General features: G+C 69.9%; 15 protein-coding genes. 14 read left to right on the top strand and 1 reads right to left on the bottom strand.

Annotated elements, in window-relative coordinates; translation table 11 throughout:
- Nucleotides 1–30 precede the first annotated feature (30 nt).
- The 12 genes from ACH413_RS30960 (at nucleotide 31) to ACH413_RS31015 (ending at nucleotide 12,605) form a co-directional block, all read left to right on the top strand.
- Nucleotides 31–2,694 (top strand): BTAD domain-containing putative transcriptional regulator, encoded by a 2,664-nt coding sequence (locus ACH413_RS30960; RefSeq protein ID WP_360048329.1) that lies wholly within the window; start codon nucleotides 31–33, stop codon nucleotides 2,692–2,694.
- 126 nt (nucleotides 2,695–2,820) lie between these two features.
- Nucleotides 2,821–4,623, top strand: a complete 1,803-nt coding sequence (locus tag ACH413_RS30965; RefSeq protein WP_360048327.1) for a type VII secretion-associated protein — start codon at nucleotides 2,821–2,823, stop codon at nucleotides 4,621–4,623.
- 25 nt (nucleotides 4,624–4,648) lie between these two features.
- The gene (locus tag ACH413_RS30970; RefSeq protein WP_360048325.1) at nucleotides 4,649–5,035 is read left to right on the top strand and encodes a hypothetical protein; all 387 of its coding nucleotides are present in this window, start codon (nucleotides 4,649–4,651) and stop codon (nucleotides 5,033–5,035) included.
- Between the two features lie 147 nt (nucleotides 5,036–5,182).
- Nucleotides 5,183–5,488, top strand: coding sequence for a WXG100 family type VII secretion target (locus ACH413_RS30975; RefSeq protein WP_360048323.1), 306 nt, complete (start codon nucleotides 5,183–5,185; stop codon nucleotides 5,486–5,488).
- Nucleotides 5,489–5,555: 67 nt separating this feature from the next.
- On the top strand, nucleotides 5,556–5,843 hold the full coding sequence (locus tag ACH413_RS30980; RefSeq protein WP_360048322.1) for a WXG100 family type VII secretion target: 288 nt from the start codon (nucleotides 5,556–5,558) through the stop codon (nucleotides 5,841–5,843).
- 255 nt (nucleotides 5,844–6,098) lie between these two features.
- Nucleotides 6,099–6,542, top strand: coding sequence for a 50S ribosomal protein L13 (rplM, locus tag ACH413_RS30985; RefSeq protein ID WP_189160352.1), 444 nt, complete (start codon nucleotides 6,099–6,101; stop codon nucleotides 6,540–6,542).
- A gap of 26 nt (nucleotides 6,543–6,568) precedes the next feature.
- The gene (gene rpsI, locus ACH413_RS30990) at nucleotides 6,569–7,156 is read left to right on the top strand and encodes a 30S ribosomal protein S9 (RefSeq protein ID WP_360048320.1); all 588 of its coding nucleotides are present in this window, start codon (nucleotides 6,569–6,571) and stop codon (nucleotides 7,154–7,156) included.
- 208 nt (nucleotides 7,157–7,364) lie between these two features.
- Entirely contained in the window at nucleotides 7,365–8,699 is a 1,335-nt protein-coding gene (gene glmM, locus ACH413_RS30995) for a phosphoglucosamine mutase (RefSeq protein WP_360048318.1), read from the top strand.
- Nucleotides 8,700–8,725: 26 nt separating this feature from the next.
- The gene (locus ACH413_RS31000; RefSeq protein ID WP_396425383.1) at nucleotides 8,726–8,998 is read left to right on the top strand and encodes a hypothetical protein; all 273 of its coding nucleotides are present in this window, start codon (nucleotides 8,726–8,728) and stop codon (nucleotides 8,996–8,998) included.
- Nucleotides 8,999–9,168: 170 nt separating this feature from the next.
- Entirely contained in the window at nucleotides 9,169–9,462 is a 294-nt protein-coding gene (locus ACH413_RS31005) for a hypothetical protein (RefSeq protein ID WP_093591261.1), read from the top strand.
- A gap of 6 nt (nucleotides 9,463–9,468) precedes the next feature.
- Nucleotides 9,469–12,171 (top strand): hypothetical protein, encoded by a 2,703-nt coding sequence (locus tag ACH413_RS31010; RefSeq protein ID WP_360048314.1) that lies wholly within the window; start codon nucleotides 9,469–9,471, stop codon nucleotides 12,169–12,171.
- Nucleotides 12,162–12,605, top strand: a complete 444-nt coding sequence (locus ACH413_RS31015) for a hypothetical protein (protein ID WP_360048312.1) — start codon at nucleotides 12,162–12,164, stop codon at nucleotides 12,603–12,605. Before ACH413_RS31010 ends, ACH413_RS31015 begins: the two co-directional genes overlap by 10 nt.
- Before the next feature lie 54 nt (nucleotides 12,606–12,659).
- On the opposite strand, the gene ACH413_RS31020 is transcribed toward ACH413_RS31015, so the two are convergent.
- The gene (locus tag ACH413_RS31020; RefSeq protein WP_360048310.1) at nucleotides 12,660–13,487 is read right to left on the bottom strand and encodes a dienelactone hydrolase family protein; all 828 of its coding nucleotides are present in this window, start codon (nucleotides 13,485–13,487) and stop codon (nucleotides 12,660–12,662) included.
- Between the two features lie 134 nt (nucleotides 13,488–13,621).
- On the opposite strand from ACH413_RS31020, the gene glmS reads away from it, so the two are divergent.
- On the top strand, nucleotides 13,622–15,481 hold the full coding sequence (gene glmS, locus ACH413_RS31025) for a glutamine--fructose-6-phosphate transaminase (isomerizing) (protein ID WP_360048308.1): 1,860 nt from the start codon (nucleotides 13,622–13,624) through the stop codon (nucleotides 15,479–15,481).
- Complete coding sequence (locus ACH413_RS31030; RefSeq protein WP_360048307.1) at nucleotides 15,482–16,864, top strand: NAD(P)H-hydrate dehydratase; 1,383 nt, start codon at nucleotides 15,482–15,484, stop codon at nucleotides 16,862–16,864.
- Nucleotides 16,865–16,868 lie beyond the last annotated feature (4 nt).

Below are 16,868 nucleotides of genomic sequence, written 5' to 3' on the forward strand. Positions count from 1 at the left end.
CTGCCACACTCGTCGTGAAATGAGGTGAACGTGAGCGTCGAGTTCCGGGTGCTGGGTCCGCTGGAAGTGCTGCTCGACGGCGAGCCGGTCGCGGTGCCGGCCGGGCAGGTGCAGACGTTGCTGGCCGTGTTGTTGTTGCGCCCCAACCAGTTGGTGCTGGTGGATGAGCTGGTCGACCGGCTGTGGGACGGTGCCCCGCCGAACGCCGACCGCGCGCACAAGACGCTGCACATGGTCGTGCGGCGGCTGCGGGTCGCGCTGGGTGAGGCGGACTGCGTGCAGACCCGGACCGGTGGTTATGTCGCCGTGGTCGAACCGGACCAGCTGGACCTGCTGCGGTTCCGCGCCTTCGCGGGTTCGGGTGACTTCGGTGCGGCCGCGGCGTTGTGGCGCGGGGCGGTGCTCGGCAACGTCGCGTCGGACGTCCTGCACCGCGAGGACGTGCCGCGGCTGGTCGACGAGCGGCTCACGGTGCTGGAGCGGCGCATCGACGCCGATCTGGACAGCGGGCTCTCCGGCGAGCTGGTGGCGGAACTGAGGTCGCTGGTCGCTGATCATCCGTTGCAGGAGCCGTTCTGGTCGCACCTGATGCTCGCGCTGTACCGGTCGGGCAACCGTGCCGAGGCGTTGAACGCGTACCAGGACCTGCGGACCAGGCTCGCCGAGGAGCTGGGCGTCGATCCCTGTCCCGCGCTGCAGGAGCTGCACCAGCAGATCCTGCGAGCCGAGGTGGCACCTGGGAGGCGCGTGCAGGTGCCACGTCAGCTCCCGCACGGTGTGCGGAACTTCGTGGGCCGTGAGGACGAACTCGGGGAACTCGGCACGGCGACAGGCGTCACCGTCGTGCACGGCGTCGGTGGCGTCGGCAAGACCGCGCTGGCGCTGCACTGGGCTCGCGCTGTTCGTGAGGACTATCCGGACGGCGACCTCTACGTGAACCTGCGCGGGTTCGATCCCGAGGTGCAGCCGGTCGATCCCGCTGCCGTGGCGGAGACGCTGCTGGCCGGGCTCGGCGTGGACGAGGTCCCGGCCGGCGCGGACGCCCGGTTCGCGTTGCTGCGCACCACCTTGGTCGACCTGAGGCTGCTGCTCCTGCTCGACAACGCCGCGTCGGCGCGCCAGGTCCTTCCCCTCCTGCCCGCCGCGGCCGGGGTGCGGGTGCTGATCACCAGTCGCAACCAGCTCCGCGCGCTCGTCTCCCAGCACGACGCGACCGCGATCGGGCTGCAGGAGCTGGAGTTCGACGCGGCACGGTCGTTGCTCGCGGTCGTGCTCGGTGAACAGCGGCTCGACGCCGAACCGGAGGCCGCGCGCGAGATCGTCGAACGTTGTGCCGGCCTGCCGTTGGCGCTCCGCGTGTTCGCCGAACGGGTGGCGCGCTTCCCGGACGTTCCGCTGCGGGAGTTCGTGGCCGAGCTGCGCGACGAGCGGCTCGACGCGTTCAGCGACTTCTACGACGTGGACGTCCGTGCGGTGTTCTCGTGGTCGTACCGGGCGTTGGACGACGAGTCGGCACGGATGTTCCGGCTGTTGTCGGTGCACCCCGGTCAGAACTTCGACGTGAGCGCCGCCGCCGCGTTGGCCGGGGTGTCGGTGACGCAGGCCAGGCGGCTGCTGGAGCGGCTGGTCGCCGATGCTCTCGTGCAGACGCCTTCCCCTGGGCGCTACAGCCTGCACGACCTGCTGCGCGCCTATGCGGTCGAGCTGTGCGGTGACGACGAGGCGGCCTCGCTGAGGATCACCGAGTGGTACGTCCACACCCTCGAGAACGCCGCTCTGGTGGAGAAACCGATCGCGCTGGTGCGGGCCGGTGAGATCACGTCGGGCGTGGTGCCGCGGGAGTTCGCCTCGCGGTTCGACGCGCTGGCATGGGTGCGGCAGGACTGGGACAACCTCCACGCGATCCTGCGCGAGGCCGCGGCACGCGGGTGGGGCCGGCTCGCGCTGCTGATCCCGACGCACGTGCAGAGGTTCCTGGTCTACAACCAGCCGCGCTGGTCGGAGGCGATCGAGATGTTCGAGGCGGTCCAGACCTTCGGGACTGCTCGTGAGCAGGGGTTCCTGCTGCTGAAGCTGGCTGGTCTCTACTCGGACGTCGGACGCCAGGACGACGCACTGGCCTGCTTCGAGGAGGGACTGCGGTTCGTCCGCGAGTCGGGGGAACGGACCGCGGAGGCGGCCGGTCTGATCAACTTGGCCGCGCACCAGGAGAGGCTCGGTCAGGTGGAGGCGGCCCTCGGCACCTCGCGCCTGGCGGCCGAGGTGAGCGCCGAGATCGAGAACAGGTACATGGAGGGCGCCGCGCGTTCCAACATCGGCTTCATGCTGACCGAGCTCGGCCGCCACGACGAGGCTCTCGTCGCGATCGACCGTGCCGTCGTCATCGCGACCGAGTTCGACGACAGGGACGAGCACGTTCTCGCGCGGATTCACGCTGTGCGGGGCAGAGCCCTCACCCGACTCGGACGGCACGCCGAAGCCGTGGCCGTGCTCGGACCCGCTGCCAAGGCCCTGGCCGGGCTCGGCGACTCCGAGTACGAAGCTCTGGCCCTGCAGGACCTGGGCAGCGCCTTGGTCGAGCTGGATGAGCGCGAGGAAGCCACCGCGGCCTGGCGACGTGCGATGGACCTTCTGCGTCAACTGGACGGGGGCCAGGCTGAGGCGCTCGCCGCCAGGCTGGCCGCTCTGGAGTAGGCGGAACGACCCCCGGGACGGACGTGGGTGGCGCGATGCGCTGAACTCGTCACGGCGACCTTCGTCATCCGTGTCGTCCTGCCCAGTCGCATCGGGTAAGCATGTGCGCGGAAGAGGGGAAGGTGCATGAGCCTGCACGTCGCGGTCGACTTCGGCACGTCGAGCACCTGCGTGGCGATCTCCGCGCACGGCCGGGAGCCGCAGGTCGTCGTGTTCGACGGCCAGCCGCTGGTGCCGTCCGCCGTGTTCGCCGCCGCCGACGGGACGTTGTTCGTCGGTCAGGAGGCCGAGCGCCAGGCCGCGGTCGACCCCGCCCGCTACGAGCCGCACCCGAAGCGCCGCGTCGACGAGGGGGAGTTGCTGCTCGGCAGCACCGTGCTGCCCGTTGTGGACGTTGTGCGCGCAGTGCTGTCGCGAGCCGTGGGGGAAGCACGGCGCGTTGGTGGCGGAGCACCGGTAGACCTTCTCGTCCTCACTCACCCCGCGGACTGGGGCACGGTCCGCACCCGCGTCCTGCTGCAGGCGGCACGAGGGCTCGGCCGCGAGCTGGTGCTGGTGCCCGAACCCGTCGCCGCCGCCGTCTTCCACTCCGCGAGCCACTCCATTCCGGACGGTGCCGCCCTCGCCGTGCTCGACCTCGGCGGAGGCACTGTCGACGCCAGCGTGGTGGCGCGCGCGGGCAAGAGCTTCCGGGTGCTGTCCGCCAAGGGCGACCCGAGCTTCGGTGGCGCCGACATCGACCAGGCGCTGCTCGAACACGTCGGCGGGCTGGTCGCGGCCAAGGACCCCGAGGCGTGGCGACAGCTCGTCGAGGGCCGCGAGATGGCCGACCGGCGCAAGCGGCGGGTGCTGCGGCAGGACGTGCGGGGTGCCAAGGAGACGCTGTCCCGGCACGCCTACACCGACGTGCCGATGCCGCAGCCGTTCCCCGACGCGCACGTGACGCGGTCGGACCTGGAGCAGCTGATCACCGCGCCGCTGAACCGGGCGGCCGCGCTGGCCGCCGCCACCGTCCGCGACGCCGGTCTGCGGCCCCAGCAGCTCGCCGGGGTGTTCCTGGTCGGCGGGTCGAGCCGGATCCCTCTCGTCGCGCGCCTGGTGCACGACCAGATCCGCGTGGTGCCGACGAGCATCGACCAGCCGGAGACGGTGGTGGCCCGCGGCGCGCTGCGGGCCGTCAGCCTCGATCCGGAACGGACCGGCGGTGTCGCCCAGCAGCCGAAGGGGCCGTCGGGTGAGGTGACTCACAACCTGAGGGTCGGCGACGACACCACCCGCAAGATCACCCGCCGGATCACGCCGCCGCCTCCCGGGCAGTTCCCCGTGTCGTTCGCCACGGCCTCGCCGTCGCCGCCGCGGAAGAAGAGCAGGGCTCCGCTGTTCATCACGATCGGTGTCGTGGTCGTCCTCGCGGCGGCCGGTGCCGGTGGCTACCTCTGGCTGAACCGCAAGCCGCCGCAGCAGCCGGCTCCGCCCGGCGATCAGATCGCGGTCTACGACTACAGCTTCACCCGGCCGGACGGGTGGGAGCAGACCGGCGGCGCGGCCGGTGATCGACAGGTGCTTTTGCAACCGATTGAGCGCAAGAATTCCGATAGCAAACAACCGGAAGCGCGTATTGCTGTGCAGGAGCAAACTCTCACGTACAACAGCGACCAGGACCGAGTTCGCGCGTTGAGTGAGTTGAAGGGCCTGTATCAGCAACGCAAGGAGAATGGCGACGAGGTCGCCGACTTCGTCGACAACACGACATTCGCGGGCAAGTCTGTTGTTCACTATCGCGAAGTGGTCGAAGTGACCGGGGTCGAGTGGTACATCCAGTTCGCCGGCGACGTCCAGGTGAGCGTGGGCTGCCAGGCGACGGAGGCCACCAGGGCCCAGGTCCGCACCGCCTGCGAGCGGATCGTCAGCTCGCTCGTCATCAAGTGACAGTCGCAACCTCAGGGAGTCGCCGATGTCCGCCACCGAGGTCCTCGCCCGGTTCCGCGCCGAGGTAGGAGCCGCGGTCACCCGTGCCCGTCGCGCGTCGGGTGAGGTCGGTGAACGCAACGCCGAGCTGCGGGAACGCACGCGTGATCTCGCCGCGCAGGCGCGTGAGCGCAAGGTCGAGCCCGGTGCTCAGGCCACCCCCGGCGAGGTCCGGCAGACCGCCGCGGGCTTCCGCGCGGACCGGGGTCTGGCCGTCGAGCAGGTGCCGAGTGCCGCCGAACTCACCGCGCCCGCTCCAGTTGAGACGGAGCGGGTGACTCTCGGTTCTTCCGCCGTCGCCGGTCCGAGTGGTCAGCTTCCCCGTGTGAGTGACGATGACGAGGACTTTTCGCAGTCGCGAATCCTCTACTGACGCCTGGTTTCACCCGGAGCCGTTTACTAGCGCAACTACTTCGAAAGAAATCGCGACAGGGCGGAACCGACGTGGCAGGGTCCTCGTCGGAAGAGACGTACGAACCAAGAAGTACGCCTTGAAGTTCTCTGAAGGGGGCATCTCCCAATGGCATTGACCGTTACTTCTGAAGAGCTCGACGCGCTGGCGAAGCACATCGCCGACGTCAACGACCAGACGCAGGGCACGCTCCGCCAGGTCGGCAGCACCGTCGACACGCTGGCCGGCACCTGGAAGGGCGGCGCGGCCACCGCGTTCGCCAACCTGATGTCGCGCTTCCACGACGACGCCGCCAAGGTGCAGGAAGCGCTGATGGCCATCGCCGAGCAGATCTCGAGCTCCGCGGACGTCTACGCCCGCAACGAGGAAGAGCAGTCGCAGAGCATGACCGGCATCACCAGCCGCCTCAGCTGATCTTGCTTTCGTTCGTCAGTCGCTTCTCGCGTTTCCAGACTTCAAAGACATCCCAGGGGAGATAGCAATGACCGGTCCTATTGAGGTTACCTTCGCCGAGGTGGCGAACGCGGCTTCGCAGATCAGCAGCGCCGCCAAGAGCGTCGACCAGCAGCTCGACGACCTGCGCTCGAAGGTGACGAGCACGCTCTCCGGCTACACCGGTGACGCCGCCACCCAGTACCAGGCCGCGCAGCAGAAGTGGGACACGGCCGCCGCCGACCTGCAGGCCGTGCTCGCCGCCATCGGTACCGCCGTGCAGCAGGCCGGCGAGGCCTACGAGTCGTCCGAGCGCATGAACGCCGCGCGCTGGTAACTCAGCACGATCGCAAGAACTCTCGCGAGCCCCGGAACCACGTGGTCCGGGGCTCGCGTATGTCCATGGTGAGGTGGTTTCGGAGGGGCCGTTTTGGTCCCGGAGCCACCCATCCGGTATCTTCTGACGTTGTTGTGCGGTAGCTGGCACCCCTATGTGTCGCGCCTGTCTCGGAACCACCGCTTGGTTCGTCCAAGATCGGTCTGGGGCAACCGCCGCAGTGACCCCAGACGCAAGTGACGACGAGGTAGATCCGTGCGCACGTACAGCCCGAAGCCCGGTGAGGTGACCCGCACCTGGCACGTGATCGACGCCCAGGACGTGGTGCTCGGCCGGCTCGCCACCCAGGCCGCGACGCTGCTGCGCGGCAAGCACAAGCCGACTTACGCACCTCACGTTGACACCGGTGACTTCGTTGTCATCATCAACGCTGACAAGGTCGCTCTGACCGGTGCGAAGCGCGACCAGGCGTTCCAGTACCGCCACTCCGGCTTCCCCGGTGGTCTGCGCAAGCAGTCCTTCGGCGAGGTCCTGGACACCCGTCCGGACCGCCTGGTGGAGAAGGCGATCAAGGGCATGCTGCCCAAGAACCGCCTCGGCCGCCAGATCGCGAACAAGCTCAAGGTCTACGCAGGCCCGAGCCACCCGCACGAGGCGCAGCAGCCTCAGGCCTTCGAGATCAAGAAGATCGCCCAGTGAGCGACGAGTACACCGAGGAAGTTCCTGTGACCACCCCTGAGAACGAGACCCCTGAGGTCGAGACCCCCGAGGTCGAGGCCGAGGTTGTCGAGGCCGAGGTCGTCGACGCTCCTGAGGCCGAAGAGGCTCCCGAAGCCGTTGAGGCCGAGGCCGTCGAGGCTGACGCCGACGACGCCGAGGTCGAGGAGACCTCCGCGCCGGTGGTCGCGCCCTCGCTGAACGGCGCCGCGCACCTCGCGCAGACCGTCGGCCGCCGCAAGGAGGCCGTCGTCCGCGTCCGCCTCGTGCCCGGCACCGGCAAGTTCACGCTGAACGGCAAGTCTCTCGAGACCTACTTCCCGAACAAGGTGCACCAGCAGCTCATCAGGGAGCCGCTCGTCACCACGGAGAAGCCCGAGACCTTCGACGTGATCGGCAACCTGCACGGCGGCGGCATCACCGGCCAGGCCGGTGCGCTGCGTCTCGCCATCGCGCGTGCGCTGATCGCCATCGACGCCGAGGACCGCCCGGTCCTGAAGAAGGCCGGCTTCCTCACCCGTGACCCGCGGGTCAAGGAGCGCAAGAAGTACGGTCTGAAGAAGGCCCGCAAGGCGCCTCAGTACTCCAAGCGTTGACGGGTCAGTCGCTGGGCGAGCTCTGTCTGCTTCGTCAGACCACTGCTCGAACCCGGTGACTGCGGGGACACCCCGCACCCCGAGCGCGTCACAGCTGTACCTGCGGGAGCAGCAGTTCACTACGAACTGCTGCTCCCGCAGTGTTTTCCAGGGTTTCCGGGTTTTCCGGGTCAGTCCCCGCCGCCTTGCAGTCCACTTCGGAGGTTCCATGGCCCGCCTGTTCGGCACCGACGGTGTACGCGGTCTCGCCAACGCCGATCTCACCCCTGAACTCGCGATGTCCGTCGCTTCCGCGGCCGCGCGGGTGCTCGCCGAGCACGACCGCTCCCACCGCCCCGTCGCCGTCGTCGGCCGCGACCCCAGGGCGAGCAGCGAGATGCTCGACGCCGCCGTCACCGCCGGCCTCACCTCGGCCGGTGCGGACGTGCTGCGCGTCGGCGCCCTGCCCACGCCCGCCGTCGCGTACCTGGTCGCAGCCCTCGGCGCCGACATCGGCGTGATGATCTCCGCGTCGCACAACGCCATGCCGGACAACGGGATCAAGATCTTCGCCGCTGGTGGCCACAAGCTGCCCGACTCGGTCGAGGACGAGATCGAGCAGCACATGGGCGCCGGTTTCGACCGGCCGACCGGTGCCGCGATCGGCCGGGTGCGTGATGTTCCCGACGCCGAGACCCAGTACGTCGAGCACCTGCTCAAGGTCACACCGCACCGCCTGGACGGCCTCAAGGTCGTGGTGGACTGCGCGAACGGTGCCGCGTCGGTGGCCGCACCGGACGCCTACCGCCGCGCGGGGGCCGAGGTGATCGCGATCAACGCGAACCCGGACGGCCTCAACATCAACGCCGGCTGTGGTTCCACTCACATCGACGTCGTGGCCGCCGCGGTCCGCGAGCACGGTGCCGACCTCGGCATCGCGCACGACGGTGACGCCGACCGCTGCCTCGCCGTGGACGCCCAGGGCGAGCCGATCGACGGCGACCAGATCCTCGCGGTCCTCGCGCTCGCGATGCGCGACGCGGGCGAGCTGTTCGAGGACACGCTCGTCGCCACCGTGATGAGCAACCTCGGCCTGCACATCGCCATGCGCGAGTCGAAGATCCGGCTGCGCACCACCGCCGTCGGCGACCGCTACGTGTTGCAGGACCTCAAGGCCGGCGGCTTCTCGCTCGGCGGCGAGCAGTCCGGCCACGTCGTGCTGCCCGCGCACGCCACCACCGGCGACGGCCTGCTCACCGCGCTGCGCCTGATGGCCCGCATGGCCGAGACCGGCAAGTCGCTCGCCGACCTCGCCTCGGTGATGCGCCGCCTGCCGCAGGTCCTGATCAACGTGAAGGTCACCGACAAGGCGGCCGTCGCCAAGGCGGCCACGGTCAGCGAGGCCGTCGCCGCCGTCGAGGCAGAGCTCGGCGACACCGGCCGCGTGCTGCTGCGCCCGTCCGGCACCGAGCAGCTCGTGCGGGTGATGGTCGAGGCGACGAGCCACGAACAGGCCGAGTCGGCCGCGCAGCGCCTCGCGGGTGTGGTTTCCTCGGTGCACTGAGGTCGGACGGGGGCTGGGGAATGACCATGTTGATGTTGCTCGTACTCCTGGTGTTCCTGGGAGGTGTGACAGCGGTCGTCATCGCCGTCGTCACGACGTCGAAGCGCAAACCCGTCGCCCAGCCCCCGTTCCCGCCCGGTCATGGTCATCCGCAGCAGCCGTACGGGCAGCAGTACCCGCAGGGATTTCCGCAGCAGGCCCCTCCCCAGCAGGGATTCCCCCAGCAGCCGTACCCGTCCCACGGGTACCCGCAGCAGCCCCCGCCCGGCGCACAGCCGCCCGCGCCCGGCGGCTGGTGACCAGGCGCCACCCGTTCAGTGGTGATCATCGGCATCTTGCGCCGAATGGCTGTTTACTAAGGCAACCGACATCCTGGAGCTCCGGTCACCGCGTGATCCGAGCTGGCACTGTATGGCGGAACCCGATGAGGCCGAATTGCGTCAGATCGGGGACTAGGGGAGGCGAGCAGATGTCCGGGTTCGGCGTTCAGTCCGGCGATTTGACCAAGGCTGCGGGGACGTACGAGGCAGAGGGATCAGCCCTGATCCAGATGAAGGCCGCGGCCGTGCCGGGTGTGGGAGCCGGGCAGGTCGGCCGCAAGTTCCAGGGCGTCGCCGCCGAGTACAAGGCCTGCTTCGACCTCTTCGGCCAGGACTTGGAGAAGTTCGGCAAGGAGGCGACCGGCATCGCCACTCGCCTGAAGGACGTCGCCAAGACGTACGAGTCGAACGAGGCGCAGACCTCGAGCCAGTTCAAGGGGTAACGAGTCGTGGCGGATCAGACCGAGATCAAGAAGCTCCTCGACGACCCGAACGTCACTCCGGAGACCAAGAAGCAGCTCGTACCCGCGCTCGCCGGTGCCGGCGCCTCGGACGAGGACGTCGAGCGGTATGCGAAGGCCAACGGAGTCGATGTTCCGAGCGATCCTGGCGTCGGCAGCTACCTGCTCGGCGCGGCGTTGGCCGTTCCTACCGCCGGCCTGAGCATGGGGGTGGTCGCCGGCAAGGAGGTCGACCGCGCCCAGTGGGAGAAGAAGGGCGGCGACGCCGACAAGCTCGTCGACCAGGCCAAGGTGGAGCGCGAGCTCGGCTCCACCCAGAAGGTCCTGAACGAGCAGGGTGACGTTCCGAACAGCAACACGCTGCTCGACGCCGGTGCCCCCGGTCTCAGGTTCTTCGAGAAGTTCATCCCGATCTACCCGAAGGCCGCGCAGGCGTGCGGTCATGGTGGCGCCGCGCCGAACCTGCAGAACGACATCTACCGGCAGTACGACGAGGTTCGCGACATCGACTTCGCGAAGTTCCGCGAAGACGCCCACAAGCTCACCGAGAACGTGAAGAAGGCGGAGGCGCACGACAACGCCCTGGGCTCCGCCTGGAACGGGCTCGGTTCCTGGGAGGGCTCCGCCGCGAAGGCCGCGGGCGAGTACCGGACCAAGTTCGCCGGCGCCTCGAAGACGTTCGTGCAGCAGGCGGGCACGGCTCCCGGCGCGATCACCGCCGGCGTGACGAACGTGCAGAAGCACGTCAAGGACTTCGCGCAGCAGATCCACGACCAGTACTCGGAGAAGTGCGGCGGTCTGACGGTCGAGGAGGCCGAGACCGCGATCCGTCAGGCGAACGGTGACATCTACGAGAACGACGCGGGCATCCTCGACGGACTCTCCGGCCTGCCCGGTTGGGTCGTCGGCGGTGTCGTGGGCGCTCTCACCGGCGGCATCCTGTCGGGCGTTCTCGCGGGCCTCGGCTGGGATTCCTGGGTCAAGGGCCGGCGGGAATCCATCATCAACGAGGCCAAGCAGAAGCTGAAGGCGCTCTGCGATGAGTTCGACGGCAAGAAGAAGGCGTTCGACGGCTACTGCCAGGCCGTGCAGGCCGGTGTCGACGCCGACTACAAGGCCATGTTCACGGGCTTGAAGAACGCGTTCAAGGACACGTTCGGCCCGATTGGCGACCCCCCGGCGTTCTCCGATCAGGGCGGCGGCCGCAAGAACGTCGACAACGGCGGCGGTGGTGGCGGCAGCCCGAACGGTGGCGGCGGTGGCGGCAGCCCGAGCGGCGGTGGTGGCGGTGGCTCGCCGGAGATGCCGAAGCCGCCGGAGAACCCGCTCGACAAGGACGGCGACGGCAAGCCCGACGTCCCCGGTGACACCGACGGCGACGGCAAGCCCGACGACCTCGACGGCGACGGCAAGCCGGACCAGCCGAAGCCGGAGGAAGAGCTCGAGACCGTCACGGTCACGGCGGGCGACAACACGATCAAGGTCACGGAGCCCGACTCGAACGGGCACGTGAAGATGACGATCGACACGCCGAAGGGCGAGCCGAAGACCTACGACCTGGACTTCAGCAAGAACCCCGAGGCCGCCAAGGCCCTGATGGGGCAGAACGGCACGCAGGCCATCACCAACATGGCCAACCAGCTCACCGCCTCGAACCCGACCGCGGGCGCCCAGACTCCCGGCGGGCAGACGCCTGCCGCCGGTGGCACGCCGGCGCCCGGTGGCGGCGCGGCCCCGACGACGGGCCCGCTCGGGTCGGAGTCGAACCCGATCCCGGTCGAGGTCGGCGCGGACGGCAAGATCCACATCGAGCAGGACGGCGTCAACTTCACGGCCGAGGTCGACACCCAGACCGGCGAGATCAACCTGACCGCGGACAACGGCGACGGCACGCCCGACAAGATCGGTGTGGGCTTCGGCGAGGACGAGAACCCGGCCGCGCAGACGCCGGGCTCCGAGTCCGGTCCCGGCGGGGGCGGTGCCGACGGCGGCAGGCTCGAGGACGGCCTGCGCACGCCGGAGTCGGACTTCCCGCAGGCCGTCGAGGACGTCGTCACGACGCTGCCCGCCGAGGCCGACTTCCAGACGATGCCCGCACCCGCGGGCGACCAGGTCTGGAGCCCGCCGGGGGAGACGACGCCGAACGTGGCGGAGCGCTTCCAGGAGTCGATGGGCCGCAGCTACATCGAGGACAACGGCATCATGCCGAACGTCGGCGAGCCCAGGATCTCCGCGGAGAGCACCCCGCAGTTCGCCCAGGCCTCCGACAGCACTTCGACGTCCGGTGTCTCGTTCACCGGCGGCGCGGGCAGCGGCGAGTCCGTGCTCGGCGGCTCGAACGCGGACAGCGCGTGGAGCAGCCCGAACTCGAGCGACAGCAGCGGCGGCTCGTTCAACACGAACCCCTCCGAGGCCGGTCAGGCTGGTTCCGCGAACCTGCCGTCCATGCAGGACGCCCAGGGCCAGGCGCCGAGCGGTGCGGCCTCCGGCGGCATGATGGGTGGCGGCGGAATGATGGGCGGCGGTGCCGGAGCCGGCGCCGGCGGTCAGCAGGGCGGCGACACCGAGCGCGGAGCCAGCCAGTGGCGCACCACGGGCACGTTGTTCGACGACGACAACAGCAACCCGTTGAGCGCCATGCAGACCACGCTGGGCGATGACCGAGGAGAGGCCGCCAACCCATGGCGATGATCGGGGAAACGGACCCGCGCGTTCAGGCGTTGTTCGACGAGAACATCGCCAAGACCCGCCGTGCCACCGCGGAGGTCTCGGCGGAGCTCAAGGCGAGCCAGGACAAGGTGGCCGCCGACATCGCGGCTCGCGAGGAAAAGCACAAGCAGGACGTCGCGGCCGCTCAGAAGAGCGCCGAGGACATCGTCAAGCAGGGCGAGAAGCAGCAGCCGCGCAAGCCGCAGTGGGAACGCCCGGAGCGTGGTGCGGGCGAGATGGCGTTCGGGCCGGAGGACGACGACGGTGGCTACTCGCCGCAGGCGTCCACTCCGCCGACCACGCCGATGCCCGTCGTACCGCCTCCGGTCGCTCCGCCGCCTCCGCCGGCCCGGCCGCGCAGGCCTGCCCCGGTGGACGACGATGACGACCTGAGCGGCCAGACCTGGCTCAGCTGACCGGATTTCTCCGGCCGAGAGGCCCGCGCCGACGCCGGTGCGGGCCTCTCGCCGTCAGCGCTGGCGCAGGGCTTCGCGCTGGAAGACGAGGTTCGCGTTCTTCAGATCGGTGTCCAGCAGTTCGTCGTAGGTCTTGTCGCCGGTCAGCACGCGGAGCAGGAACGCCGTCACGAACGCGCGCCCGAGCTTCTGCGATCCGCGCTCGGCACTGCCGTCGAGCATGAGCTCGCTCCAGTGCCTGCCTTCGGTGAACCCCAGGTGCGAGGCCTTGGGCAGCAGTCGCAGTTGCACGGGGCCGCCCCAGGCCTGGGCGATCGCCTCGGCGTGGCCGACGGGCGGTGCGATGCGGTCCTCGCCCGCCGCGAGGTGCAGTCCGGGCGCGCGCACCTCCCGCGCCGCGTCCAGCGCGGAGGGTCGCGTCTCCGTTGCGGCCAAAGTCACAACGGCCCTGATGCGGTCCGATCCCGACGCCGCCAGCACCGCCGCGCCGCCACCCATCGAGTGCCCGGCCAGTGCCAGTCGCGACGGGTCGACGCTGATCTCCCCGGTGCCGAGCCGCACGCCGGTGGAGATGTCCAAAGTGGTCAGCAGGTTCGCCGCCAGCACCCGCGACGACAGCAGCGGGCCGCGCTCCACGGCCGGTGCCGCGGCGACCACGCCCCACGACGCCAGGTGCCGCAAAAGGCCGTGGTAGCGGCGTACGGGCTGCATCCAGCCGTGTCCGAACGCGACGGCGGGCAGACCGAGGCCGGACTGGGGCGTGAAGATCACGCCCGGCAGGCCGACGAGCGCGAGGTCGCCGCGCAGCACGGGGTGCGGGCCAGGCCTGCTGAGCTGCTCAAGGGCCTGTTTCGCGGTCAGCGTGATCACGCGGCGAGCCATGCCGTGAACCGTAGTCGATCCTGTCGCGCGCACCACACCTGAGATTGGTCTACACCACATGGGCGTGTGACCTGCGCAAACAGAGCCCCCTCACTCATTAGGGTTAGCGGCGTGGTCTAGCTAGTCTGTTTTCCGTGTGCGGAATCGTGGGATACGTGGGTCACCAGTCGGCGCTCGACGTCGTTCTGGACGGGCTGAGGCGCCTCGAGTACCGGGGTTACGACTCGGCGGGCGTCGCGGTCGTGACAGGCGACGACCTCGCCGTCGAACGCAAGGCCGGACGGCTGCAGAACCTGGAGACGAGGCTCGACGAGGTGGGCCGCGACAACTTCGTGGGCACCGTCGGAATGGGCCACACCCGGTGGGCGACGCACGGCGCGCCGATCGACAAGAACTCGCACCCGCACCGCGACGCCACCGGCCGCGTCGCCGTGGTGCACAACGGCATCATCGAGAACTTCCTCGCGCTGCGCGCCGAGATCGAAGGTCTCGGCGTCGAGATGGCGTCCGACACCGACAGCGAGACGGTCGCGCACCTCGTGGCGTTCGCCTACGCCGAGGGCGACACGAAGGGTGACCTGCCTGCCAGCGTGCGCAAGATCGCGCGCCGGCTCGAAGGCGCGTTCACGCTCGTGATCACGCACGCCGACGAGCCCGACCAGGTCGTCGCCGCGCGCCGCAACTCGCCGCTGGTCGTCGGCGTCGGCGACAACGAGTACTTCGTCGCCAGCGACGTCGCCGCGTTCATCGCGCACACCAAGGAAGCCGTCGAGCTGGGTCAGGACCAGATGGTCGTGCTCACCCGCTCCGGCTACGAGGTCACCGACTTCGACGGTGAGCCCGCCGCGGCCAAGCCGTTCACGGTCAACTGGGACCTCAGCGCCGCCGAGAAGGGCGGCCACGAGTACTTCATGCTCAAGGAGATCGAGGAGCAGCCGGAGGCGCTGGCGAACACGCTGCGCGGCCACTTCGCGAACGGCCGGATCGTCCTCGACGAGCAGCGCCTCTCCGACCAGGACCTGCGCGACGTCGACAAGGTCTTCGTCATCGCCTGCGGTTCCGCCTACCACTCCGGACTCGTCGCGAAGTACGCGATCGAGCACTGGACCCGCCTGCCCGTCGAGGTCGAGCTGGCCTCCGAGTTCCGCTACCGCGACCCGGTGCTCGACCGCGACACGCTCGTCGTCGCCGTGTCGCAGTCCGGCGAGACCGCGGACACGCTCGAGGCCGTGCGCCACGCCCGTGAGCAGAAGGCCCGCGTTCTGGCCGTCTGCAACACGAACGGCGCGCAGATCCCGCGTGAGTCCGACGCCGTCCTCTACACGCACGCCGGTCCGGAGATCGGTGTCGCGTCGACGAAGGCGTTCCTCGCGCAGATCGCCGCGAACTACCTCGTCGGCCTGGCCCTGGCGCAGGCCCGCGGCACCAAGTACCCGGACGAGGTCGCCCGCGAGTTCCACGAGCTCGAGGCCATGCCCGAGGCCGTGCGCCGCGTGCTCGCCACGGCCGACCAGGTCCGGGCCCTGGGCCGGGAGCTCGCGGACTCGAAGGCGGTGCTGTTCCTCGGCCGTCACGTCGGCTACCCGGTGGCACTCGAAGGCGCGCTCAAGCTCAAGGAGCTCGCCTACATGCACGCCGAGGGCTTCGCGGCCGGTGAGCTCAAGCACGGCCCGATCGCGCTGATCGAGGAGGGCCTCCCGGTCGTCGTGGTCATGCCGTCGCCGAAGGGCCGCGCCGTCCTGCACTCGAAGCTGGTGTCGAACATCAGCGAGATCCAGGCCCGTGGCGCCCGCACGATCGTGATCGCCGAGGAGGGCGACGAGACCGTGCGCCCGTTCGCGGACCACCTGATCGAGATCCCGGCCGTCCCGACGCTGCTGCAGCCGCTCATCTCGACGGTGCCGCTGCAGATCCTCGCGGCCGAGATCGCGTCCGCCCGCGGCTACGACGTGGACAAGCCTCGCAACCTGGCGAAGTCCGTTACCGTCGAGTGAGTGAGAGGCGTCTGGCACACCGAACGCGTCAAGTCCGCTGAAGAGGAGCTCATGGCGGTCGTCCCGCCGGGTTCCTTGATGCGCAAGGCCGCGTTCGGTGTGGCCACTCACGCCCTCAGGCTTCTTTCCGGACGTCGCCGCATCACGTTGCTCGTGGGTGCGGGCAACAACGGCGGCGACGCCCTGTGGGCCGGCTACTTCCTGCGCCGCAGGGGAATCGCCGTGTCCGCGGTGTTGCTCAACCCGGCCAAGGCGCACGCCGAGGGGCTTCAGGCCTTCCGGCGGGCAGGCGGGCGGATCGTCTCCGAGGTCGGTGCTCCGGACCTGGTGATCGACGGCATCGTCGGGCTGTCCGCGCGGGGTCCGTTGCGGCCCGACGCGGCGGCACTGGTCGAGACGGTCACAGCTCCGATTGTGGCCGTGGACCTGCCTTCCGGCATCGACCCGGACACCGGCGAGATCTCCGGGCCGCACGTCCGCGCGCACACCACCGTCACGTTCGGCTGCCTGAAGCCGGTGCACGCGCTGGCTGACTGCGGCGACGTGCATCTGGTCGACATCGGGCTCAGGCCAACAGATCCGGACTTCGTGCTGCTGGACCGCGAGGACATCGCCTGGCCGGTGCCGGGCCCGTCCGACGACAAGTACACCCAGGGCGTCACGGGAGTGGCGGCCGGCAGCGCGACCTATCCCGGCGCCGCGGTGCTCTCCACCGGTGCCGCCGTGCTCGCGACGTCCGGCATGGTCCGCTACGCCGGTCCGGCCGCCGACGCCATCCGCTCCCGCTGGCCAGAAACGATCTGCACTGGATCGACCACCGACGCCGGTCGCGTCCAGGCCTGGGTCGTCGGCCCCGGCATGGGCACGGGCAGTTCGTCCGCCGAGGTCGTGAGGTTCGTGCTGGACGCCGGGGTGCCGGTGATCGCCGACGCGGACGCCATCACGCTGCTCGCCTCGACCCCGTCGCTCTGGGACGCCCGCGATCCCGACGCCGCCCTGGTGCTGACGCCGCACGACCGCGAGTTCGCGCGCCTGGCCGGTCCGGTGGGCCCGGACCGCGTCGCGGCGGCCCGCAAGGCCGCTCAGCGGTTCAACGCGGTGGTGCTGCTCAAAGGCCATCGCACCGTCGTGGCGGCGCCGGACGGACGGGCGCTGGTCAACTCGGCGACCTCGTCCTGGCCCGCGACGGCCGGGTCGGGCGACGTGTTGTCGGGCATCATCGGCGCGTTGCTCGCGGCCGGGGTGGATCCGTTCCTGGCCGCGGGCTACGGGGCCTACCTGCACGTGCGGGCCGCGGAACTGGGCGCGGACGGTGCTCCGGTGCCCGCGTCCGGCCTCATGGCGGCCATTCCTGACGCCATCAGGGCACTTCGCCGGTCCTGAGCGC

Origin of the sequence: Lentzea sp. NPDC020367 (assembly GCF_044387305.1) — a bacterium.
In the GTDB taxonomy this organism is placed as follows: Bacteria; Actinomycetota; Actinomycetes; order Mycobacteriales; family Pseudonocardiaceae; genus Lentzea.